22 protein-coding genes are annotated in these 22,212 nt (G+C 67.4%); 12 read left to right on the top strand and 10 right to left on the bottom strand.

Annotated elements, in window-relative coordinates; translation table 11 throughout:
• Positions 1 to 33 precede the first annotated feature (33 nt).
• The 3 genes from AB0B25_RS21430 (at position 34) to AB0B25_RS21440 (ending at position 3,121) form a co-directional block, all read left to right on the top strand.
• Positions 34 to 303, top strand: coding sequence for a DUF2631 domain-containing protein (locus AB0B25_RS21430; RefSeq protein ID WP_357182179.1), 270 nt, complete (start codon positions 34 to 36; stop codon positions 301 to 303).
• 138 nt (positions 304 to 441) lie between these two features.
• Positions 442 to 753 (top strand): hypothetical protein, encoded by a 312-nt coding sequence (locus tag AB0B25_RS21435; protein ID WP_357182182.1) that lies wholly within the window; start codon positions 442 to 444, stop codon positions 751 to 753.
• Between the two features lie 358 nt (positions 754 to 1,111).
• Positions 1,112 to 3,121, top strand: a complete 2,010-nt coding sequence (locus AB0B25_RS21440) for a polyprenyl synthetase family protein (RefSeq protein WP_357182184.1) — start codon at positions 1,112 to 1,114, stop codon at positions 3,119 to 3,121.
• Positions 3,122 to 3,351: 230 nt separating this feature from the next.
• On the opposite strand, the gene AB0B25_RS21445 is transcribed toward AB0B25_RS21440, so the two are convergent.
• The gene (locus AB0B25_RS21445) at positions 3,352 to 4,821 is read right to left on the bottom strand and encodes an NAD(P)/FAD-dependent oxidoreductase (RefSeq protein ID WP_357182187.1); all 1,470 of its coding nucleotides are present in this window, start codon (positions 4,819 to 4,821) and stop codon (positions 3,352 to 3,354) included.
• Between the two features lie 277 nt (positions 4,822 to 5,098).
• Here AB0B25_RS21445 and AB0B25_RS21450 point away from each other — a divergent pair, with 277 nt between their 5' ends.
• Both AB0B25_RS21450 and AB0B25_RS21455 read left to right on the top strand, forming a co-directional pair.
• On the top strand, positions 5,099 to 6,478 hold the full coding sequence (locus tag AB0B25_RS21450) for a serine hydrolase domain-containing protein (RefSeq protein WP_357182190.1): 1,380 nt from the start codon (positions 5,099 to 5,101) through the stop codon (positions 6,476 to 6,478).
• Positions 6,479 to 6,521: 43 nt separating this feature from the next.
• Positions 6,522 to 7,250 (top strand): MerR family transcriptional regulator, encoded by a 729-nt coding sequence (locus AB0B25_RS21455; protein ID WP_357182193.1) that lies wholly within the window; start codon positions 6,522 to 6,524, stop codon positions 7,248 to 7,250.
• Positions 7,251 to 7,385: 135 nt separating this feature from the next.
• Here AB0B25_RS21455 and AB0B25_RS21460 read toward each other — a convergent pair whose 3' ends face one another.
• The 4 genes from AB0B25_RS21460 to AB0B25_RS21475 are packed head-to-tail and all read right to left on the bottom strand — an operon-like array spanning position 7,386 to position 11,370.
• Complete coding sequence (locus tag AB0B25_RS21460; RefSeq protein ID WP_357182195.1) at positions 7,386 to 8,648, bottom strand: FAD-dependent oxidoreductase; 1,263 nt, start codon at positions 8,646 to 8,648, stop codon at positions 7,386 to 7,388.
• Positions 8,649 to 8,681: 33 nt separating this feature from the next.
• Positions 8,682 to 9,392: a maleylpyruvate isomerase family mycothiol-dependent enzyme gene (locus AB0B25_RS21465; protein ID WP_357182198.1), complete on the bottom strand. Its 711-nt coding sequence runs from the start codon at positions 9,390 to 9,392 to the stop codon at positions 8,682 to 8,684.
• Positions 9,392 to 10,249, bottom strand: a complete 858-nt coding sequence (locus tag AB0B25_RS21470) for a fumarylacetoacetate hydrolase family protein (RefSeq protein WP_357182201.1) — start codon at positions 10,247 to 10,249, stop codon at positions 9,392 to 9,394. The genes AB0B25_RS21465 and AB0B25_RS21470 overlap by 1 nt, the downstream gene beginning before the upstream one ends.
• Positions 10,246 to 11,370, bottom strand: coding sequence for a cupin domain-containing protein (locus AB0B25_RS21475; RefSeq protein ID WP_357182329.1), 1,125 nt, complete (start codon positions 11,368 to 11,370; stop codon positions 10,246 to 10,248). The genes AB0B25_RS21470 and AB0B25_RS21475 overlap by 4 nt, the downstream gene beginning before the upstream one ends.
• A 102-nt stretch (positions 11,371 to 11,472) precedes the next feature.
• Between AB0B25_RS21475 and AB0B25_RS21480 the strand changes: the two genes are divergently transcribed.
• The 6 genes from AB0B25_RS21480 to AB0B25_RS21505 all read left to right on the top strand — a co-directional run bounded on the left by AB0B25_RS21480 (position 11,473) and on the right by AB0B25_RS21505 (position 16,499).
• Positions 11,473 to 12,249 carry an IclR family transcriptional regulator gene (locus tag AB0B25_RS21480; RefSeq protein WP_357182203.1) on the top strand — a complete coding sequence of 259 codons (777 nt, stop codon included), beginning with the start codon at positions 11,473 to 11,475 and terminating at the stop codon, positions 12,247 to 12,249.
• 89 nt (positions 12,250 to 12,338) lie between these two features.
• The gene (locus AB0B25_RS21485) at positions 12,339 to 12,779 is read left to right on the top strand and encodes a GNAT family N-acetyltransferase (RefSeq protein WP_357182206.1); all 441 of its coding nucleotides are present in this window, start codon (positions 12,339 to 12,341) and stop codon (positions 12,777 to 12,779) included.
• A 498-nt stretch (positions 12,780 to 13,277) separates the two neighbouring features.
• A complete protein-coding gene (locus AB0B25_RS21490) occupies positions 13,278 to 13,433 on the top strand; it encodes a hypothetical protein (protein ID WP_357182209.1) in 156 nt (51 codons plus the stop codon).
• On the top strand, positions 13,430 to 14,863 hold the full coding sequence (locus tag AB0B25_RS21495; RefSeq protein ID WP_357182212.1) for an MFS transporter: 1,434 nt from the start codon (positions 13,430 to 13,432) through the stop codon (positions 14,861 to 14,863). The genes AB0B25_RS21490 and AB0B25_RS21495 overlap by 4 nt, the downstream gene beginning before the upstream one ends.
• Complete coding sequence (locus AB0B25_RS21500; protein WP_357182214.1) at positions 14,860 to 15,339, top strand: pyridoxamine 5'-phosphate oxidase family protein; 480 nt, start codon at positions 14,860 to 14,862, stop codon at positions 15,337 to 15,339. Before AB0B25_RS21495 ends, AB0B25_RS21500 begins: the two co-directional genes overlap by 4 nt.
• A gap of 83 nt (positions 15,340 to 15,422) precedes the next feature.
• A complete protein-coding gene (locus tag AB0B25_RS21505; protein ID WP_357182217.1) occupies positions 15,423 to 16,499 on the top strand; it encodes an NADPH:quinone reductase in 1,077 nt (358 codons plus the stop codon).
• Positions 16,500 to 16,626: 127 nt separating this feature from the next.
• On the opposite strand, the gene AB0B25_RS21510 is transcribed toward AB0B25_RS21505, so the two are convergent.
• On the bottom strand, positions 16,627 to 17,547 hold the full coding sequence (locus AB0B25_RS21510; RefSeq protein WP_357182220.1) for a LysR substrate-binding domain-containing protein: 921 nt from the start codon (positions 17,545 to 17,547) through the stop codon (positions 16,627 to 16,629).
• A 129-nt stretch (positions 17,548 to 17,676) separates the two neighbouring features.
• Between AB0B25_RS21510 and AB0B25_RS21515 the strand changes: the two genes are divergently transcribed.
• A complete protein-coding gene (locus AB0B25_RS21515; RefSeq protein ID WP_357182223.1) occupies positions 17,677 to 18,090 on the top strand; it encodes a DUF5997 family protein in 414 nt (137 codons plus the stop codon).
• Between the two features lie 50 nt (positions 18,091 to 18,140).
• Here the strand turns inward: AB0B25_RS21515 and ptsP are convergent, their stop codons facing one another.
• From ptsP to dhaK, 4 genes are read right to left on the bottom strand one after another with little or no spacing between them, the layout of a single operon-like run.
• A complete protein-coding gene (gene ptsP / locus AB0B25_RS21520; RefSeq protein ID WP_357182226.1) occupies positions 18,141 to 19,715 on the bottom strand; it encodes a phosphoenolpyruvate--protein phosphotransferase in 1,575 nt (524 codons plus the stop codon).
• Positions 19,716 to 19,722: 7 nt separating this feature from the next.
• A complete protein-coding gene (dhaM, locus tag AB0B25_RS21525) occupies positions 19,723 to 20,583 on the bottom strand; it encodes a dihydroxyacetone kinase phosphoryl donor subunit DhaM (RefSeq protein ID WP_357182229.1) in 861 nt (286 codons plus the stop codon).
• The gene (gene dhaL, locus AB0B25_RS21530; RefSeq protein ID WP_357182232.1) at positions 20,580 to 21,200 is read right to left on the bottom strand and encodes a dihydroxyacetone kinase subunit DhaL; all 621 of its coding nucleotides are present in this window, start codon (positions 21,198 to 21,200) and stop codon (positions 20,580 to 20,582) included. The genes dhaM and dhaL overlap by 4 nt, the downstream gene beginning before the upstream one ends.
• Positions 21,201 to 21,202: 2 nt before the next feature.
• Positions 21,203 to 22,204 carry a dihydroxyacetone kinase subunit DhaK gene (dhaK, locus tag AB0B25_RS21535; RefSeq protein WP_357182234.1) on the bottom strand — a complete coding sequence of 334 codons (1,002 nt, stop codon included), beginning with the start codon at positions 22,202 to 22,204 and terminating at the stop codon, positions 21,203 to 21,205.
• Positions 22,205 to 22,212 lie beyond the last annotated feature (8 nt).

A 22,212-nucleotide genomic window follows, 5' to 3' on the forward strand; every position in this document is an offset into this window, starting at 1 on the left:
CGAAGCGGTACCCGAACCAGCTAAGGAGCGATCGTGGCCGCCACGGAAATCGAACACGCCGACACCGAGCGCGGCATCGTCACTCACGTGGACACCGCCGAAGTTCCCTCCGCCGCATGGGGCTGGAGTGGCGAATCGCGCCGCACATTCCGCATCGCCGGCTGGATCGTCGCGGTGATCCTGCTCTGCATGCTGAAGGGCAACCACAAGGGCAGGGTCGAGGACGTATTCCTGATCGGCTTCGCCGTCCTGATCGCAGGCATCCTGATCCGCGATTCCCTGCTGCTGCGCAAGCCGCGCTAGTTCAGCGACCCGAAAAGTCTTCTCGCACAATTCCATTCGTCCCGTACCGCCGAATCCGTCCGGTACCGTGTGCGTCCGAGGTCCGCGCCCGCGCCGGGTCACGGGCCTCGTTCCTGTTCATGCGACACCGAGGACGTAATGACCAAGACCTTCTCCGCTGCCCTGCTCATCGCCAGTGCCGTCGGCTCTGTGCTGCTGCCCGCGGGCCCCGCACACGCCCAGTCGGCGGCATGCAGCGCGGCCGTGGACCTGATCAACGCGAGCATCGCCGAGTCCAACGGCGATCTGAACCCGACCGTGCAACAGACTCTGGCCACCAAGCTCGCGGCCATCGACGCCACCGGGGCGGACAAGGACGCCATCGACGCGTACGCCCACGCGCTCACCGACGACAACGTCTCCAGCATGGACGCCGCGACAACCGAATTCAATCGGGTCTGCGCGGGCTGATTCCGGTCGGCGCGGACTCGGTCGTCGGTCCGCGCTATCCGCCGGGCCACGACAGATCGGACTCGGTGCGCAGGCACACCCTGCTTGGACGAGCTGATCGGGTATGTCCGTGCCGCGACACCGTGATCGCGCACTCCCTGAACCGGCATCGCCCACCCTCCACGACCCGCGACAGCTGGTGCGCACCCTTGACCGGCAAAGGCGTACGGGTGAATCCGCGCAGCAGTCGCCGACCTTCACCGGCGAGGTGATGACGCCGTCAAAGTTGGCTGATACCAACATTTTCTGTGCGCCGTGGTGTCAAATTTTCATCGAAACTTCGGTGTGGGTTGCCGATGCCACTAGTCAGGAGTTGCACGTGCCACGTGAGGTAGATTCCGCTGTTTTCCCGCATCTGGATGCGGACTTGGACCGTGTCCGTGACGTTCTCGGGCCTGTGCAGTTTCGGGGCCGCCCTGAGCTGACCGCGCTCACCGACGAGGGGCCCGAGACGTCTCGGCGGCTGGTGCGTCCGACGTTGACGCTGCTGTCGTACTACCTGCTCACCGATCCCGCGGCCCCAGCTGATGACCGGGTAGTGCGCGCCGCCGCCGGGGTGGAGTTGATGCATGTGGGCTCGCTGTATCACGACGACGTCATCGATCACGCGGACCAGCGTCGTGGCCGCCCCAGCAGCAACGCGGTGTGGGGTCCGCACATGGCGGTGTTGGGTGGGGACTCGGTGACGTTCTCGGGCATGCGCATGCTGGCCGAGCTCGGCGGGCGTGAGGTTCTCGCGGCGACGATCGCGGGCGAGCAGATGTGCGCGGGCATGGTGATCGAGGCCGCCGACCTTCATGTGGCCTCTCGTACCGAGCAGTCCTACCTGGACACGATCGACGGCAAGACGGCGGCGGTGCTGTCGTTGGCGTGCCGGGTGGGCGCGATGCAGGCGGGCTGCTCAGAGGAGCAGGAAGAGGCGTTGGCCAGGTTCGGTCGACAGTTCGGATTGGCCTATCAGCTGTATGACGACATCCTCGATGTGACTTCGACCGCCGAAGAAATGGGCAAGACCGTCAACGCGGATCTAGGCGAGGGTATCTACACCCTGCCCGTGATCCGCGCCGCCGCCCGCGACCAAAGCCTCGCCCACCTGCTGCGCAGCAGAATGACGCGTGAGCAAGCCGAACGTGCCCGTGAGCTCGTCATCGCCTCCGGCGCCGTGGACGAAGCACGAGCGGCGGCCGAGGATTTCATCGACCAGGCCGACGGTCAGCTCGCTGCCGTGGCCGGTGACCCGCGCGCCCGCCAGGCGATGATCGCCTACGCCCGGTCCATCCTCGACCGGAGAACTCCTGCTCCGGTGGTCCCCCGGCAGTCGACGCAGGCACCCAGGGCTCACAGTGATGGGCTCCCGCCTGGGATCGGGCAATGGTTGCGGAGCTGGCTGATGGACACCGGCCTTGCCCGCACCCCGGCCGAGGCCGACTACCATCGGTGGACCGGAGCGATCCGGAGCCCGGCACAGATCCTGGCCCCAGCGGCGGACGCGTCCCGGGAACAGACCGCCTACGGGATGGCCGTGCTCACCCTCATGTGGGATGACCTGTTCGAAGATCCGCAGCTGACGGACCCGAAAGCCGTGACCGCGTTGCGGCGCGGGCTGGTGGCCACACTGCGCCAGGACCCGGAGGCGCCGTGGCGACCGGGCGCGATCCCGGCGGCGTGGGCCAGTTTGTGGCCGCGGCTGCGGGCGGGGCGCAGCGCCCGCTGGCAGAAGCGGTTCCTCGACGGCATCGAAGACTGGTTCGAAGCGGCCGAACGCGAAGCGCACCATCGCATCAATGGCTACATCCCTTCCACGGCCGACTATCTGCCGCTGCGGATGTCGACCAGTGGGATCGACACCGCTCTCGCCTGCGCGGAGGTGTACCAGGACCGGGAACTGCCGCCGAAGCTGCGCAACCACCCGGTGATCCGCCGTCTCGAGGAACTCGGCTTCTGGGTGACCTTTCTGGAGAACGACCTGGTGGGGTTGGATCAGGACGAGGCAGACCACGTTCCCTACAACCTGGTGCGGGCGATCCGTCACGAGACCGGGTGTACCCGCCGCGAAGCCGTCGAGCAGGTACAGCGCCAGGTGGCCGAACAACGTGCCCAACTCGAGGCGGTGATCCGCTACGTCCCCGCGCTTTTCCGCGTGCTTCCCGGCTTGTCGGGCCGGGGGAAGCACTACGCGGAGATATACGTGAACATCGCGAGCGTAGGGCTGTGGGGGCGTGAGAGCGGTCGGTATGAGCCGACCTCCGGTTCCGCGGCGCCGGACTTGGAACGCTTGCGACGTGAGGTCTACTACCCGGCCGACGACCTGAATCCTGCCGCGCCGTAAGCGCCGCAGCCGGCACAAGCAGGAGAGTGTCCCGCGCGATCCACCGTGGTGGTCACGCGGGCCGCCCCCCAGTGCTTCCCGGCACCCGATGATTCCCGGAAGGGCGGACCATCTTGATCGTGATCGGTGTCGTCACCGGGGCGACACCGCGAAAACTGGCACCTGCTGCGGATGCCATGGACGACCACCGCAGGTGTGCCCCGAACCGCGACGGTCATCATTGATCGTCTTCAGGAAATGCCTTTTTCCTTGCTCAGGTGCACAAATTCACTCGCGTCGAACTCCTTTGTGCGGCGTCGGTATTCGGACGAAGTGCCGGGCCAGTTGTTGGCGACCCTGCCGTCGGCCGCGCGGTACCAGCTCGTGCACTTCGACCAGACCCCGTCTACCAGACGCGCCTGGGTTTCCACGTCGTAGCGATTTTCGACGTCGGCACGGACGACGACGGCATCCCCGCCACGGAGGCCGGCGACGGCCCGCCGGATGTACTCGGCCTGGCTCTCCAGCATGCACACCATCGAGCCGGAGCCCAGATTCGTGTTGGGGCCGTACATCAGAAACAGGTTCGGGAAATGCGGGATGCTGACGCCCAGGTAGGCGCGCGCACCATTACTCCACTGGGCGCGCAGATCACGACGGCCCTGACCGAGTATCTTCATCGGGGCCAAGAAGTCGCTCGCAGCGAAGCCGGTGGCGTAGATGATCACGTCGACCTCATGAACCACGCCGTCCACCGTGCGTACACCCGCGGCGGTGATCTCTTCGATCCGATCGGATTCCACAGCCACGTTCGGTTGACGCAACGAGGGAAGGTAGTTGTCCGAGAACAGGATCCGCTTGCAGCCGACCGCGTAGTCCGGCCATACCTTCGCGAGGAGCTCGGAACCTCTCAGTTGCCGTTTCATGTGCCATCGGCTCAGTGCTGTGACAACCCTCGACAGTGGCTTGGAATAGAGAAAAGCGATCGACAAGGTCTCGGCAGCCATCCACCAGACCGCCCGCTGCGCCTTCTGAATGATCGGTAGCCGCTGAAACAGCGCGTGGTGTGCGTCGGAGAATACGGTGTCGAACCGGGGAAGTAGGTAGGGCGCCGTCCGCTGGAACAGGATCAGCTGCTTCACCTGTGGTTGGATCTCCGGAACGAATTGGATGGCGCTCGCTCCCGTGCCGATCACGGCAACACGTTTGCCGGTCAGGTCGATTGAGTGGTCCCACTCCGCGGAATGGAAGGCGTCATGTTCGAAGTTCTCCCGTCCTTCGACGTCCGGCAGCGCTGGCCGCGACAGCTGTCCAACCGCTGAGACGAGGACGTCGACCTCGACGACATCGCCGGCGTCGGTACCGATCGTCCACCGGTTCACGACCTCGTCGAACTCCGCACTGATCACCTCGGTGTCGAACCGGACGTGCCGGAGGACATCATGCTTCCCGGCGGTTCTGCGCAGATAGGCCAGGATCTCGGGCTGCTCCGAGCTACGCCGCAGCCAGTTGAGGTTCGGCTCGAAGGAGAACGAGTAGAGCGACGACGGCACGTCACAAGAAGCGCCAGGGTAGGTGTTCTCCCGCCAGACCCCGCCTACTTCAGAGCCACGTTCGAAAAGCACGATGTCGTCGTGGCCGTGCTTCTTCAACTCGATCGCTGCGGCGAGTCCCGCGAAGCCGGTTCCGATGATGGCGATGGCGAGACGGTGAGCGCTCATGAGAACCGCGTCCTACTGGTTTCATACCCCATGACCGTCAGTATGGCGCGAGGGCCGACGCGATTTGACCCGACTCGGGAAACCGGACACTGTCACTGCCGCGCCGGCGCTTCGGAACTCGTCGGTCCGGACCGGCGCGCAATGTGCTGTGCCTGGCCCGCGGAAACCGCTTGTCCACCGTGAGTGTCTCGCCAACGACCATGGCGGAGACATGCTGAGGGTTAATTCCGACTGAGGGCTTGACCTTGCCCCATGGGCAGGGTTCGAGCATGGAGACATGAACGAGATGTCACAGGAATTGTCGGAATTCGTTACGAACTCAGCCGAGAAGTTGGGGGTGCCGGGTGCCGCCGTGGGGGTATTGGCCGGTGGCCGTGAGATCTTCGCATGCCACGGGGTGACCAGCGCGGACAATCCACTTCCAGTCGACCGGGACACGATGTTCGTGGTGGGCTCGGTGAGCAAGACGTTCACCGCGACTGCGCTGATGCAGTTGGTCGCCGAGGGGCAGGTCGAGCTGGACGCGCCAGTGCGGCGGTATGTTCCGGAATTCACCGTTCCCGATGCGGCGGCTGCGGACGGGATCACCGTGTCGCGGCTGCTCAACCATACGGCCGGGCTGGAATGGCGGCTGAGCGACGACCCCGGCGAGGGCGACGACGCCCTGGCGCGGCACGCGGCGAAGCTTGCCGAATCGCGGCTGATCGCCGAACCGGGTGCGCGGGCGTCGTACAGTCAGGCAGGATTCAACCTGGCAGGCCGGATCGTCGAGAACGTCACCGGACTGACCTTCGAGCGGGCCGTCGCGTCGCTGTTGTTCGAGCCGCTCGGGCTGGCGCACAGTTGCTACGCGGTCAACGATGTCATGACTCGCCGGTTCGCGGTGGGACACAACATCGATGTGAACGGTGCGGTCGCGGTCGCCAGGCAGTGGAAGGACAACCGCGCCAACAACCCCGGCGGCGGCGTGGCGTCGTCGGCGGGCGACTTGCTGCGGTGGGCGAGATTTCATCTCGGCGACGGCCGGGCTGCTGGCGGCGATCGCATTCTGCCCGCCGAGTTGCTGCACCGGATGCGGGAGCAGACGGTAGAACTGCGTGGGAGCACGTTGGGTGATGGGCTCGGCATCTGCTGGTTCCTGCGCGAAGTGGACGGTGTCGCAACCATCGGGCACGGCGGATCGGCCAATGGCCAGTTCGCCGATCTGCTCATCGTGCCCGAGCGGAACTTCGCTGTCGTTGTGATGTCCAACGCGGGCCCGGACGCGGGCCTCGCGTTCAATCGCGCCACGGTGAATTGGGTGCTCGAGCGCGTCCTGAGCATGGTGGAACGCGACCCGGAGCCGCTGCCCTACGACGGGGCGCGAGCACGGGAGATCGTCGGACAGTACGAGAACGAGATGATGCGACTCACCCTCGACACCGACGGGACCGGATTGACGATCGAATGCGCCATCAAGCCGGAGATCCGTACCGCCACAGACACCGAACTGCCGCCCGACCTTCCGCCCGCCGCCTTCGGCCTGCTGCCCGGCGACGCGGACGGGTACATCGTTACCGGCGGCGGTCTACAGGGACAACGCGGGTTCTTCACCCGGGACGAATCCGGCGCCGTGGCTGGAATCGACCTAGCCGGCCGGTTGTTCGCCCGGGTGTGATGATGGCGAGGGCTGGACAGCGCACCGGCGAAGGGAGACGCGGATGATCACCATCGGACAGCTCGCGCAGTATGCGGGCGTGACGATCAAGGCCGTGCGCGTCTACCACGGGCGTGGCCTGCTTCCCGAACCGCCGCGTGACTCCTCCGGCTATCGACGCTATAGCGCCGAAGACGCCATAGATCTGGTCAAGATCAAGACACTGGCGCAGGCTGGCGTGCCACTGGCGCGGATCAAGGAATTGCTCGCCGCGAACTCCGACGAGTTCGCGGCGGCGATCGCCGAGATCGACCGCGCGCTCGCCGAACACGCCGAGGAGATCCGCCGAACCCGCGAGCGGATCGTCGAATTGAGTTCCGGCGACAGGCTGTTCGTGTCCGCCGAAGTCGCCGAGTACCTCGAACGGCTGCGGCGACTCGGGGTCGGCGACCGGGCAGTCCGGATGGAGCGCGATATCTGGATTCTGCTGCAGTCGGTTGCCCCGAAGCAGGCGGCGGACTGGGTCGCCGACAAGCTCGACGCCATCGACGATCCGGAATTCGAAGCTATCTACCTCGACTACGACGCAGCGTTCGACTGGTCCCCGGATGACCCACGCCTGATGGAACTGGCCGACCGCACCCGACGGTGGCTGGCGAGCAGACGCACCGGAGCCGGACGAACGACCCCGGCGCTGGATCCGAAGCTGGTCGGCCTGGTGAACGAATCAGTCGGAATCACCTCGCCCTCCTGGGAAAGGCTGGCGCAGATCGTGCGGAAGGCCGCCGAATAACACTCGCGTTTCAGCCCCGGATCCCACCCGGATTTCTCGAGCCCCGACGGTGAACACCGCACCGGGCACCCCCGACCTGCCGCGGCGGCACACTCATCATCAGCGCCGCCTGGCAGCATTGTGCGCACCAGCGGACTAGTGCGCCGGTTCGATCGTGCTGAGCGGGATGGGGGTGAACATCGGGGGCTCCTGGTCCGGGGTCAGGGCGGTGGGTCCGTAGAGCCAGTCGATGAAGTGGAAGTCATCGATGGCCCGGTCACGCAGGATCGCGTTACGCCGCAGTCGAAGATCTCCGTCGAGGTGCCACAGGTCGCCCCACGCACGCGCGGTGGCCTGGACGCGCCCGCAGTGTGCGGCACGCACAGCTTGGTAGGCGTCCAGCGCGGGTCCGGGATGCGCGGTGCCGGTCGCCGCGAGGTGCTGGGCGAGGACCCAGCCGTCCTCGATCGCCATGATCGCGCCTTGGGCAAGATATTGCAGGGGCGGGTGCGCGGCGTCGCCGAGCAAGACGACGCGACCGTAGGCCCAGGTGCTGATGGGGTCGCGGTCGAACATTTGCCACCAGCGGTCCCGCCACATGAGTGCGGTGGCCTCGCGGACCTGATCGCAGGTACCGGTGAACGCGGCGTCGAGTTCGTCGGGGGTGCCCCAGTTCTGTTCGCCCGCGCGCGCTTTGGTTGATTCGAAGACGGCGACCTGATTGACGGTTGTGCCGCCGCGAAGCGGATACTGCACGAAGTGGCATCGAGGTCCGACATGGACGACAACCTCGTCGTCGGCGACGGTGATGCCATGGTCGTGGACTTGTTCGACCGGCAGGGCGGCCCGGTACGCGACATAGCGGGAGTTGACCACGTCGTCGCCGACGTATTGGCGGCGAGCGACGGAGTGGATGCCGTCGGCGGCGATCACGAGACGTGCGCGGTGCGCGGTGCCGTCGGCCAGTTCGACACCGGCGCCGCCGACGACGTTGTCGTAGCTCGTGACCTGCTGGTCGGTACGCAGGTCGACACCGGCGCGCCGGCAGGCTCGCAGCAGCAGCCCGTGCAGGTCGCTGCGGTGGATGACGAGATATGGCGACCCGTAGCGGTGATGCAGATCGCGCAGGTCCAAGGCGGTGAGTTCGGAGCCGTCGACCGCGTCACGCATGACCATGCGGGTGGGGACGACACCGAGCGAGACGGCCTCATCCAGCAGGCCGTAGTCGGCCAGGATGCGGGTGCCGTTGGGGGCGAGCTGGATGCCGGCTCCCACCTCACCGAATTCAGGAGCCTGTTCCAGGACTCGGACACGGAGACCGTTGCGGGTCAAGGCGAGAGCGGCGCCGAGACCGCCGATGCCGCCACCGACCACCAGCACATCGGGTACGTCGTCGGCGGGAGAGGTGGAGTGGTTCATGGTGATTATCCCTCGTGTGAGAAACCGGGCGGATTACAGCCAGGGGCCGAGGACCGGCGGGGGCACTGCGTCGTCGGAAATGAGGTGGTAGGGGCGTCCGGTGAGATAGGCGGTGATCTGAGGTAGGGAGCCGACGAGCGTGATCGGCGATTCGTCCCCGGGCAGTACCCACCGGTCGCCGCTGTCGGTGGCCTCGAGGACCAGCGCCGGTCTCGGCGTCGTGGCGAGTTTGGCGAGCACGTCGTCGCAGAGCGCGGCGAGGAAGTCGGCGGGCAGGTCGGCGAAAGTGATGCCATGAGCGAGGTCGACGCCGTGCACACACACCTCACGCGCCCGCAGCCACGGGATCTCGGTGGCGGGCACGGTCCGGCCCTGCGCGGTCACGACCGATGTCGTCCACTGGCTGCCGTCGAGTGCGTTCATGGCGTGCTCGAGCGCATCGGCGGAACTGGACAGCCAGGCGAGCAGGTCGGGAGCAGGCAACTTGCTGCCGCGGGCGATATCCGCTGCCCGCGTATGCGGTGTGGCGTACATCGGGGTGGGTTCGCCGGTCGCAGCCCAGTGCACGAGGTTGCCGAGCGCGTCGGCGTTGGCGGCGACATGAGCCAGCAGCTGGCGGCGGCTCCAGTCGGGCAGCCCGCTCACGGCGCGCAGCCAGTCCTCGTCGTCGCTGACTGCCCGGATGAACAGGTCGGTGCCCAGCGCGGCCCAGCGCCGGGTCTGGGCGAGGGCGCGAGGGTGCATCAGTTGCCCGCTTCGGGTGCGGCGCCGATGATGCGATTGTCGAGCCGGCCCAGGCCGTCGATCTCGGCCACGACACGCTCCCCGCCACGGAGGAATCGCTGGGGGCTGCGGGCGTGGCCCACACCTCCGGGAGTGCCGGTGGCGATGATGTCGCCGGGGTTGAGCCGGACGGTGGTGGAGATGTACTCGACGAGCGTGACCGGGTCGAAGAGAAGATCGGCGGTGGTGTCGGACTGCATGATCTCGCCGTCGACCAGCAGCCGCAGGCCGAGGGCAGGACGGGTGCCGCCGGGCAGGTCGTCGGGGGTGACCAGGAACGGGCCGACCGGAGAGGTGGACTGCCAGATCTTGCCCTGCAGCCATTCCCGCGTGCGGAATTGCCAGTCGCGGCAGGTGAGGTCGTTGAGGATGGTGAATCCCGCGATGGCCGCCTCGGCGTCGGCGCCGCGAGCGCGGTGTACCGACGCGCCGATCACCACGGCGAGTTCGACTTCCCAGTCGAACTCGGCCGTTTCAGCTGGGCGGATGATGTCGTCGGAGGGGCCGGTGAGGGTGTCGGCGAATTTGGCGAAGAGGGTCGGATGTGTGGGCAGGACACGGCCCATCTCCTGAATGTGGCGGCGATAGTTGAGCCCGACGCACACGACCTTCGACGGGTCCGGGACGAGCGTGGCGAACTCCGCGCCCCGGGTGGGGTAGGTCTTGGCGGTCGTGGGGTCGGCTGCGGCGGCGCGCTGCCGCCAATCCTGGTGGGCCAGCAGCGCGCCCACGTCCGGCCGGCCCAGATCGGTGAGGACGTCGCCGTCCAGCCGGACGGCGCGGGTGGCGCCGTCGACGCGCAAGGTTGCCAGTTTCATCGGCCGGCCCCTTCCACCCGTGTGCGGTTCAGGCCCAGCGCCTCGAAGATGGGGGCGTCGCTGAAGCGGAACAGGTCCAGGGCGCCGGAGTCGGAATCGGTCGTACCGGCCTCGGAACGGGCCGAGAACGGCTGCCAGGACGGGACGACGAACAAATCACCGCGGTTCACTGTCCACGCGCGATCGGCGACGGTGACGGTGCCGGAACCGTCGAACACCTGGTACACCGAGGAGCCGGTCTCGCGAGCCGGCACGGTTTCGGCGCCGCGGAGCACACGGTGCATTTCGGCGCGCAGCGTCGGCAACACGTCGCCGCCGGTGGCGGGGTCGGCGAACCGGACAGCTGCGTGACCAGGGGAAACGGTACCGCCGCCGCCGGAAGCGGCCACCGTGAGTTGATCGTCGAGCGCCCGGTTGGTGTGTTCCCACCGGTAGGCCAGCAGCGGGGTTCCGGGCGCCAGCCGGCTCGCCGCGACCGGACGCAGACCGGGGTGACCCCACAGCCGCTCCGAGCGTGAGCGATCGGGGGTGACGCGCTCGGCGTCACTGATCTGATCGCGCCCGAATTCGAAGAACTGGCTTTCGGTCAGGTACTGGAAGGGAATGTCGAGTCCGTCGATCCACGCCATCGGCGCCGTCGTGGCGTTGTGGTGGGCGTGGAAATTCCAGCCGGCCTGGGGCAGGAAGTCGCCGCGGCGCATGGCCACCGGGTCGCGACCGACGACGGTCCACACACCTTCACCCTCGACGACGAACCGAAAGGCGTGCTGGGTATGGCGGTGTTCGGGAGCATCCTCGCCGGGCATCAGGTATTGGATGGCGGCCCACAGCGTCGGGGTGGCGAACGGTTTGCCGCCCAGGGCGGGGTTGGCCAGGGCAATGGCGCGGCGTTCGCCGCCGCGACCCACGGGCACGAGTTCGCCGGCGCGTGCGGCCAATTCCGCGAGCCGGTCCCAGCGCCACAAGTGCGCGACGGCTCGCGATGTCGGCTGTTGCGGCATCAGGTCACCGATCTGTGTCCACAGCGGGACCAGCAGTTCCTGTTCGAAGCCACGATAGAGCTCAGCCAGTGCGGGCGTGGACTCCGGCTGGTCGTCGAAGGCCGTGACGTCCAAGCGCACCGGGGCGGTCGGGAGAGGAGGAGATGAAGTCACGTCCATCAGCGTGCGGCCTGTTCTGCAGGACAGCATGTAGATTCTGTTCAGCAGAACAGGAGCCACTGAATGGACAAACCTCTCAAGACGCCGCCGCCGTACGCTATCGCCAGCGTCGACCACGCCCTACGGCTGGCCTCCGTGCTCCAACTGGAGGGCGGTATGACCGTCTCCCAGGCGGCCGCGCGGTTGGGTGTCGCTCGCTCGACCGCACACCGGCTCCTGTCGATGCTGGTCTATCGCGACTTCGCGATTCAGGACGAGGACCGCGTCTACCGCGCCGGGCCGGTGCTGGAGTTGGCCGCCCACTCCCGATCGCAGACCTCGCGCCTGCGTGCCGCTGCGCTACCGCACCTGCGGCGACTGGTCGAGGAGCTGGACGAAACCGCCAACCTCAGCATCCGCACCGGCGACACCGTACGGTTCATCGCCAGCGTCGAGTGCGCCCGAGCACTGCGGGTGGGCTCGCGCGAAGGCATGGTTTTCCCCGCCCACCGCACCACCACCGGGCAGTTGATGCTTGCCGAACTCGATGACCAGCAACTCGCGCAACTCTATGCCCCCGACCGCTACCGAGACCGTCCCGGCGAGCGGCCGGACCTGCGCGAACTGCGTGAGCGGCTGACAAGGGCAGCAGGCAGCGGCTTCGCCGTCAACCAGGAGAACTCCGAACGCGGCCTGATCGCAGTCGGAGTGCTCATCCGCGACCACGACGGCGCACCGGCGGCGGGTCTGTCGGTGGCCCTGCCCAGCGTTCGCTACGACCCGGCCCACCTGCACACCCTGATTGCCGCGCTGCGCGCGACCGCGCACGCCGTGCAGGTACAGCTGGCCGCCGCGCGTTGAGGGCGACCGAACCCCGCACTCGCGCCCGTGCGTCGCGACAACGACACGCCCTTGACGGCCGCTTCCCACCGCTGGCTATGGTCGCCTGCATGGAATTGACCTTCACCGACGTCGAAGTCACCCACCCTGCGCTGTCGACCGACGTGGCCGCATTGATCCGGACACTCCGACCGGACCTGAGCGCGGAAGACTTCGCGAACTTCGCCGCCGAAGCCGCCGGACAGGGACTGGTGTTCACCGCCGCCTACGACCGAGACCGGTGTGTGGGGGTTGCGGCACATCGGGTGCTCGCCACCAGTCGCGGTCGGTTGCTGTTCATCGACGACCTGGTGACCGAACCCGCGGTTCGCTCCGCCGGTGTCGGCAGCCGACTGATGGCCGAACTCCGGGCGCGTGCGTGGCAGGCAGGCTGCGTGCGCATCGAACTGGATTCCGGAGTCACCAACCACGGTGCACATCGCTTTTATCATGCCCAGGGCATGTCTATCGTCGCCTCGCATTTCGCGGCCACCGTGCCCGTTCTGGCCTGAGTGGAACACCGCCGCACCCCTAGCACCAAACTTTCCGGCAACCGCAGCCCCCTCCTGAGGCAGCCTTGGCGTCGTCGCGATTCCCGTGCGCGAGTAGAGCCTGTCCCGAAGTGGTGGACCGGTCCTGCCTGCCGCCGACCCCAGCATCTGCGCGACTCCACCGCGGTCGAAATCGCGCCGTCATCCCGATACGCACCATCAGGTTCACCGTCTCCTCGACCCGCGCGCGGTACCTCCCTGTGCGGCAGCCACACGCGACGCAGGCACTGCCCCCGATGTCCGCGGCAACCACAGCGGTAGGCACTGGGCCGAGCATTTACGACGGGGTGTTCTCCACAGAAGAATTGTCGTTATCCAGTGGAATGGTCTGCCTAGGCTCTGTGACTTGACAGCACCAACTGCGGTCGAGCGGCGCCCTCCGCGCCGACCCTGACCTCGCCCAATGCGCGACAACGCCATAGCGAGGCGACATCTATTCCAACAGTGAAGAGTCCCATGATGATCTATCTCTTTGAGAACGCCGGGCTCGGTCGTCCCGTCGATCTCCCCGCGGGCCCCCCGCGGACCGGCCAGGATCCCGTCGGCCCGCACGGTGGCGACACGACCTGGCGTCCCGGCACCACCGCGGAGCAGAGCACGGCAGGTGGGCGATGAACACTGCCACGAGCCCTGGATCCCCCACGCCCCTGTCCCGCAAAGGCCGCAAAGCGGTGGCCGGGGCGTGGGCCGGACTGTGGGTGGACATGTTCGACGTCTATCTGCCGGTCATCGCGCTCGCGCCGGCCGCGGCATACTTTCAGCCCGCGCACCTCTCCGATACCACCAGCCTGATCATCACCGGACTGATCTTCGCCGCCACCCTGCTGGGCCGCCCCCTCGGCGCGGTGATCTTCGGACACTTCAGCGACCGCACCGGTCGCCGCCGCACGTCCATGATCGCGCTGGTCGGCTTCGGCGTTGTCACACTGCTGATCGCGAGCCTGCCCGGCTACCAAGAAATCGGCCTGGCCAGTACATTTGCGTTGATCGGGCTGCGGTTCGCCGACGGCATCTTCCTAGGCGGGCAGTACACGTCCGCGATACCGCTGGCCCTCGAACAGGCCCCACGCGGAAAGCGCGGTCTCGTCGGCGCGGTGATCATGACCGCTTTCCCGCTGGCCTACTGCGCGATCGCGCTCATCACCACCGGCCTGTTGCAGGTCATGCCGGCGGACGGCCTCGGATCGGCCTATGTGGAGTGGGGGTGGCGGATCCCGTTCGTTATCGGAGGCGTTCTCGCGCTGGCGCTGGTGCCCTGGATATCGCGCAATTTCGAGGAATCCGACGCGTGGAAGCAGGCGCCGAAGGCTCCCAGCATCCCGCTGGTGGCTTTGTTCCGCGGCGTGAACCTGCGCAACTTCCTGCAAGTATTCATTCTGATGACCGGCCTCTGGCTGGCCTTCAACGTCATCGGCGCCGTCTTGCCCGGAGCACTCAAACGCGACGCGGGACTCACCGACCTGCGCGTGACGTTGCTGCTCGTGCTGGCCTACGCGCTGCTGGCCGTCGCCTACCTCGGTGCGGGCATCGCCAGCCAGCGCATCGGCCGCCGGCGGTTCTTCCTCATCGCCGGTCCGCTCACCGGCACGCTAGCCCCGGTGCTGTACGCGCTGTTGGTCTCCCGAACAGTGACCGGCGCCACCCTCATCACGCTGGTGTCGGTCGCGCTGGTGATCGTGGTCGTGTCCACCTTCGGCGTCGTCACGACCTACATCATCGAGCGATTCCACGTCGGTGTCCGCTCCAGCGGCTACGGGCTCGGCTACACCGCCGCGGTGATCGTCCCCGCGTTCTACGTCTTCTACCAGACCTGGCTCGCCGAGATCATGCCGCTGAAGTACACACCGGTGGTCCTGCTCGTCATCGGTGGCGCGCTGATCGTCATCGGAGCCGCGCTCGGCCCGGAAACTCGCGACGCCGACCTGTCCGCCGCGATCGACGACAGCTCCGACGCCGACCTGCTGACCGGCTCCATCCCCGGCGTTCCTGCCCACCGACAGCCTGCCCTCACCGCACAACATTCACCGATCAGGAGTGAACCATGAGCGCGATCACCGACGACATGCGTGACATCATCGACAGCGCCAAGCTGTCGTTCGCCGCCACCATCTGCGCGGACGGCTCACCGAACCTCTCCCCCAAAGGCTCGGTCCGCGTCTATGACGACGAGCACCTCATCTTCATGGACATCAACTCACCCGAGACCGTCGCCAACCTACGCCGCGATCCTCGCATGGAGATCTGTTCCATCGACTTCATCCGCCGCCGCGGCTACCGGTTCAAGGGCACCGCCGAATTGCTCCCGGCAGGTCATCCGGCCTATGAGTGGCTGCGCGACTGGCTGCTAGACCTCAACGGGCCCGGCTACCCGGCGAACGAAGCCGTCCTCCTGCGCGTCGAGCGGATCTTGCCCGTGTTGTCGCCTGCCTACACGTTCACCGACATCCAGGAAGCCGACCTGGCCAAGGCGTGGACAGAGAAATACGGGCTCCCGAACAACCCGCCGCAGTCCGCGCATTGACCCACCGGGTGCCGTCCGCTGCGTGGTACAGAGCCCGCCACGCGGGCGGCACCCGGTCCCAGCCACCACGATCAGGAGTTCAGATGGGCGACATCCCTGCTGTCATGACGGCCGCCTACATCACCGAACACGGTCCCGCCGATGACATCATGGTCGGCGAACTGCCGGTACCAGCGCTCGGTCCCACCGATGTGCTCGTGCGCGCGCAAGCCCTCGCGGTCAACCATGTCGACACCTTCGTCCGCTCCGGCGCATACCCCACACACACGCCGTTCCCGTTCGTCATCGGCCGCGACCTCGCCGGAACTGTCGTGGCGCAGGGACCGGGCGTCAGCGAATTCCACCCCGGAGACCGCGTGTGGTGCAACAGCCTCGGCCACCACGGCCGCCAAGGTTCCTTCGCCGACTACGCCTCCGTTCCCGTCGAGCGCCTCTATCGGCTGCCCGACTCCGTCTCCGCCGCCGATGCCGTGAGTGTCGTCCACCCCGCCGCGACCGCACACCTCGGCCTGTTCCGTGCGGGCCGCCTGCGGGCTGGGGACACACTGATCGTCACCGGCGCCGCGGGTGCGGTCGGCAGCGCTGTCGTGCAGATCGCCGCAGCGGCCGGGGCGAGGGTCATCGCCACGGCCTCGAACCGCGACGCCGATTGGTGTCAATCGCTGGGTGCGCACACCGTCATCGACTACAACCGCCCCGACCTCGCCGACGCCATCGCCGACGCAGCCGCTGACGGCGTCGACCTGTTCTGGGACAACACCGGCGTCAACGACATCGAGTCGATGCTGCCGGTCCTCGCCGACGGCGCTCGCATCATTGTCATGGCCGGACTGAACTCGCGGCCCCAGGTTGCCCTGGGCAAGCTGTATACCCGTGACATCAGCATCCACGGCTTCGTGATCAGCAACGCCTCCGTCAGTGACCTGGCCGATGCCGCGACCCTGATCAATCGACTCCTGACCGACGGACGCCTGCGCTCCCGCATCGCCGCGACGCTCCCCCTGGCCGACGCCGCGCACGCGCATCGCCTCCAGGAGAGCCGAGACATCGACCGCCCGCGCGGACGGATCGTCGTCCTGCCGGAGGGGGACATCGGTCAGCCACTCCACGATCGGCAATCGGACACCGCCGAACAGCCAGCGCTGCCCGATCGGAGGTAGGAGCGTCGAGGACGATACCGCGTGACGGATTTATGGCAGATAGTGGCGAACTACCTGCCATAGACTCGAGTTGTCCAGGCGTGAAGGCAATTGCGCGACGGGCACCGACCTGCGTGCAATGCCGGTATCACCGCCCACGTCGCCGGGCCGGCTTCCGCTTCGCGGGACTCGCACGGCGGTCGGCGCGTTCGGTCACGGACCTCTTCTGCGGCTCCGCGTTTCGTCCGCGCGCCGGGGCACGCGAGCTGCGCTCGGACCGGCCACGGACGACGCCGACGAAGTCCTCGATCAGGTCGCCGATGCGGTCCACCGGCCAGGCCAAAGCGATGTCGGTATCGGGCACGCCGGTCATCGTCCGGTAGACGAGATCGCGACGATGATGCAGGCGGGCAAGCGAATGCGGCACGATCGCCACACCCCCCGCCGCGGCGACGAGTTCCAGCGCGCCCGCGACCGCGTCGAGGTCCGCCGTGTCCTGGAATCGTTCCTCCGCGAGGTCGGCCATGCTCACCTCGTCGAACACCGAGATCGGATGTTCCTTCTGCACCACGACGACCGGCACTTCCCGGTAGAGCGGAATGACGCTCAGGCCGTCCCGGTCGATCGGCAGACGGACGAAACACATGTCCACCCGACCTTCGCGCACTGCCGACTCCTGGTCGGCCTGCGGCAGTGCGACCACCTCGAGCGGGGTATCCGGAAACCGGTCGCCCCAGATTCGGGTCCACTTGGACACCGTGACGCCCGGCACGAATCCCACCCGCAGGCTCAGTGCGACGCGGGGACCTTCGTTACTCGCCGACTCGGCCCGAGCAATGATCTCCCGCGCCTGCTCGAGCAAGTCCCGCCCGGCGTGGGTCAACTGGGTGGGCTGCGCGCCGGGCACGAAAAGCTTTGTGCCGAACTCGTTTTCCAAGTCGATTACCGTATGGCTCAGCTTCTGGCGTGAAATATGCAGCGCCTTCGCCGCCCGCGCGAAGTGCAGTTCCTCCGCTACCGCGACGAACCAGCGCAGGCGCACGACATCGATCGACTCGAACCGGCTCATTCGTGGAAGCGTATGCCACCGGGTGGTCGGAACCGCCCGCACCACCGAGTAGACGGCTACCTCGCCTCAGCTCGGCCCAGCGCGGGCTGCAGACGGACTTCGTCCCGTGGCGTCCATTAGGCTGTCCGGGTGAGCCCGGACAAGAAACCGCAGATGATGAAGCCGCTGACGGCGGCGAACAAGCTCGGCATCTATCTTCCGGCGGCGCCCGAGGATTTCCGCAATACTCCCGTCTCCCGCGCCCACCTCGACGATCTGCGCAACAATCCCCCAGAATGGCTTACCGAACTGCGGCGCACCGGCCCGTTCCCGCGCGACGTCGTCGCCCGGAAACTGGGCATCTCCCACACCGGCCTGGCCCGCGCCCAGGTCTCCGATGCCCTCACCGCCGACGAAATCGGCTCCCTGCTCGCCGACCCGCCGGAATGGCTGATCCGCGAACGCGAGAGTTACGTCGCGGTCCGCGCGGAGAACGAACGAATCAAAGCGAAAGAAGCCGAACGCCGCGCCGCCACCAATCGTCCTGCGAAGCACCGCGGCTGATGTGCCGCGGCAAGCAACGGCCGCACCGAACTCCCCCGCCGCGTACCTGATCACCGTGCGTCCCGCGATGCCGCACGGCGGACCTCGGCAGCGGACGCACAGGTCAGCGCACGGGCAGCCGCTGCGCGACACTCGGCCAGGTCCAGGTCGCGGACGGTCGCCTTCACCATCGGAACTGCCCTCGGGGAAACGCTGAGTTCGGTGACGCCCAGGCCGAGCAACACCGGCGCGGCGACCGGATCGGCGGCTAGCTCACCGCAGACCGCGACTCGGGCGGTACCCGCATAGCGACAGACCAGGTCGATCAGGTGCAGCACGCCGGGGTCGAGCGGGTCGGCGAGGTGGGCGACGGTGTCGTTGCCCCGTTCGGCCGCAAGCGCGTACTGGGTCAGGTCGTTGGTGCCGATGCTGAAGAAATCCACGTGATCGGCGAATGCGGCCGCCTTGGCCGCGGCGGCGGGAACCTCCACCATGATCCCGACCTCGAGCGGCGTGCCCGGTGCGCTGACCTGGTCCAGGATGCGCCGGGCAGCGCACACCTCGTCGAGCTGGGTGACCATCGGAAACATCACGCTCACCGGGTAGTCCGCGGCGACACGGCAGATCGCTTCCAGTTGATCCCGCAGCATGTCCGGGCGAGTCAGCGCGAGCCGGAGGCCGCGCAGACCCAGGTAGGGGTTCGCCTCGTGTGGCTGCACGAGGTAGGGCAACGGTTTGTCACCACCGACATCAAGGGTGCGCAGCACGACGCGGCGACCGGCGAACCCTTGCGCGATCGATCGATATATCTGTTCCTGCTCGTCGATGGACGGTGCGCTGTCCCGGCTGAGAAACAGGAACTCGGTGCGGACCAGTCCGGCCAGATCGGCGCCGCGGGCCACGGCGTCCTCGGCATCGGCGATGGCGCCCACGTTCGCCGCGACCGACACGGTGGCGCCGTCCCGGGTCACCGCAGGCTGCCGCGCGGCAGCTTCGGCCGCCCTGCGCTGTTCGAGCTGTTCGTTCGCCCGGGCAGTGAATGCGGCGAGTGTCACCGCATCAGGGTCCACGACGAGTCGGCCGGTGCTGCCATCCAGCGCCACCATCGTCGCTTCGGGGATCGTCAGCACCTGCGGACCGGCCCCGACCACCGCTGGTATGCCGCGGGAACGGGCAAGTATCACACTGTGCGATGTCGGACTGCCCTGTGCCAGGACGATTCCTGTGACCAGCGCGCGGTCCAACCCGGCGGTCTGCGCCGGGGTCAGGTCCGCGGCCACGAGGATCCCCGCACGGCTGATCACATCGGTGGCGTATCCGAACAGTGCCGCGAGCACTTGATCGCGGACAGCCCGGATATCCGCGGCGCGCGCTCGCAGATACTCATCCGGCAGCTGCTCCAATGCGTCTGCGGCGCTGTCGACGACGGTGCTCCACGCGGTGGCGGCGGAATACCCGTCGGCTATGCGCACACGAGCCGCGTCGAGCACTTCGTCGTCGTCGAGCAGCAGCAGATGCGCCTCGAAGATGCCTGCTTCGGCCCCCGCATGCGCGCGGGTGCACTCGATCGTCCGACGTACCACCGACATCGCGGCATCGAGCCGCCGTTGCTCCTGCGCAGCAGGACCCGGCGGTTGTTCGGGCACGCGGAACTCACCGGTGTCGAGCCGCCACACCGGGCCGATCCCGATGCCCGCCGAACGGCGCCGTATCGGAGAACTCCGAACACGCGTCGACGGACTGCGCGGCGGAAGCGACCGACGCCGTCGCGGGGGCCTCGCCGAACCCGCGCAGTGCCACTGCGAGCACCTGGTCGACCGCGCTCCGCGCGCCGGGACCACGCGCCACGACTTCGATTTCGTGACCTGTGAGCGCACCCAGGGCGGCGATCCGCGTCAGGCTGGTTCCGGAGGCCGGTCCCGCGCCGGTCGTCAGGTTTCGTAGCATGACCGGCACACCGAGACGACGCACCGCCGCGACCAGTCGCGCCGCCGGGCGGGCATGCAGACCATGCGCAGTGGTGACGACGAAGGTATCCACTGCTCGGTGATCCAGATCGGACTCGGATCCCGCAGCGACCGCGGCCGATTCGCCGCCGTCCATGGTGGGATCCAATTCGCCGAGGTGTGCGCGTTTGCCGAGGAGCGCGTGCACCGCCTCGCCAGCCGCCTCGTCCAGATCCGCTCCCCCGGCTGCCGATACGGAGGCCGCGATCAGGCCCTCCACGATCGGCGCCGCGCACAACCGCACCCGGTGCGGCGGGTCGAGCAACTCGAGAGCGAGTTCGGCCGAGAGCACCGCGCTGCCCATGTCCATCAGGACGAGCACACCGTCGCCCGCGTCGGCCGCGACAATGGCCTCGGCGACGGCTACCGCGTCGGTGCCGAAGGTCTGTTCGTCGAGGCCGGCGGCCACCTCGATGCGGACCCGCTGTTCGTGCAGCATCTCGGCGGCCAGCGCGACGGCGGCCCGCGCGAGCAAACGGCTGTGCGACACAACGACGATCCCGATCATAGAACCGCCTGTCGTGCCGCCCGCACCAACAGTGCGGCGCTCGTCGCACCCGGATCCTGGTGTCCGACACTACGTTCACCCAGATACGACGCGCGGCCCTTGCGGGCGAGCATCGGGATCGTAGCGTCGCGGCCGGCCTCGACGGCAGCCAGCGCGGCATCCAACGCGTCGGCGAGCGAGGCTCCTGCGGACACCTTTTCATCCAGAATGTCGGCGGCCGGAGCCAAGGCATCGAACATGGTCTTGTCCCCCGCTTCTGCCTTGCCGCGAGCGACGATGCCGTCGAGACCCGCTCGGAAAGACTTCGCGAAACCGGTTGCGTCGAGCGGCGCCTCCGCGGACGCCGCGGCCGCACGTAAGAAGAAAGTGCCATAGAGCGGGCCGCTCGCGCCGCCGATCGACCGGATCAACACCATCCCGGCCTGCTTCAACACTGCCGACGGGAGGGGAGCGGAAGGTTCGTCGAAGGCGGCCACCACCGCGGCGGTTCCGCGCCGCATATTGCTGCCGTGGTCGGCATCGCCGATGGCCGCATCGAGTTCGGTCAGTTCGTCGGTGTGCTCATCGATCAGCGCGGCGAAATCACGCAGCCATCGGATCGGGTCGACAGCGCTCATCGTCAGGCTCCCCACCGCAGCGCCGAGGTATTCACCGGCGCATCCCACAGATTCAGTAGGTCCTCGTCGACCTTGGTCACTGTCACCGAGCATCCGGCCATCTCGAGTGATGTGACATACGAGCCGACGAGAGACCGAGCGATAGCGACGCCATGGCCGCGCAGAATACGGGCTACCTCGTTGTACATCACGTACAACTCGACAAGCGGGGTGCCACCCATGCCGTTGACGAAGCAGATCACGGTGTCGCCCTTGGTAAACGGCAGATCGGACAGGATCGGTTCCACCAGCATTGCGGCGGCCTCGCGCGCGGGCGTCAACAGCACCCGACGACGGCCCGGCTCCCCATGGATACCGATGCCGATCTCCATCTCTGTCACACGCAACTCGAAGGTCGGCCTGCCGGCGGCGGGTACCGTGCACGAGGTCAGCGCCATGCCCATACTGCGCGAATTCGCAGTCACCACTCGGGCCAGTTCGGCGACCGCGGCAAGCGGCCTCCGCTGTTCGGCCGCGGCCCCGGCGATCTTCTCCAGCACCACCGTGGCCCCGACCCCGCGACGCCCAGCGGTGTAGAGGCTGTCCTGCACGGCAACATCGTCGTTCACCACGACGGAGACGACGTCGGTTCCGGTTTCCGCGGCCGCGAGTTCGGCCGCCATCTCGAAGTTCATCACATCGCCGGTGTAGTTCTTGACGATGTGCAACACGCCGACGCCCGCGTCGACCGCCGTGGTGGCGGCCAGGATCTGATCCGGCACCGGAGACGTGAAAACCTCTCCGACACAAGCGGCATCGAGCATGCCTGGACCGACGAATCCGGTGTGCATCGGTTCATGCCCCGAGCCGCCGCCGGAGACGAGGCCCACCTTGCCGGGAACTGGTGCATCACCACGCAGTACGAGCCGGTTCCGCTGGTCGACCTTCAGCTCCGGATGTGCCGCGGCGAGTCCGGCGAGTGCGTCGGTGATGACATCGGCCGGATCGTTGATCAGTTTCTTCATCGAGTTCT

The sequence above is a fragment of the Nocardia sp. NPDC049190 genome (genome assembly GCF_040648115.1).
In the GTDB taxonomy this organism is placed as follows: domain Bacteria; phylum Actinomycetota; class Actinomycetes; order Mycobacteriales; family Mycobacteriaceae; genus Nocardia.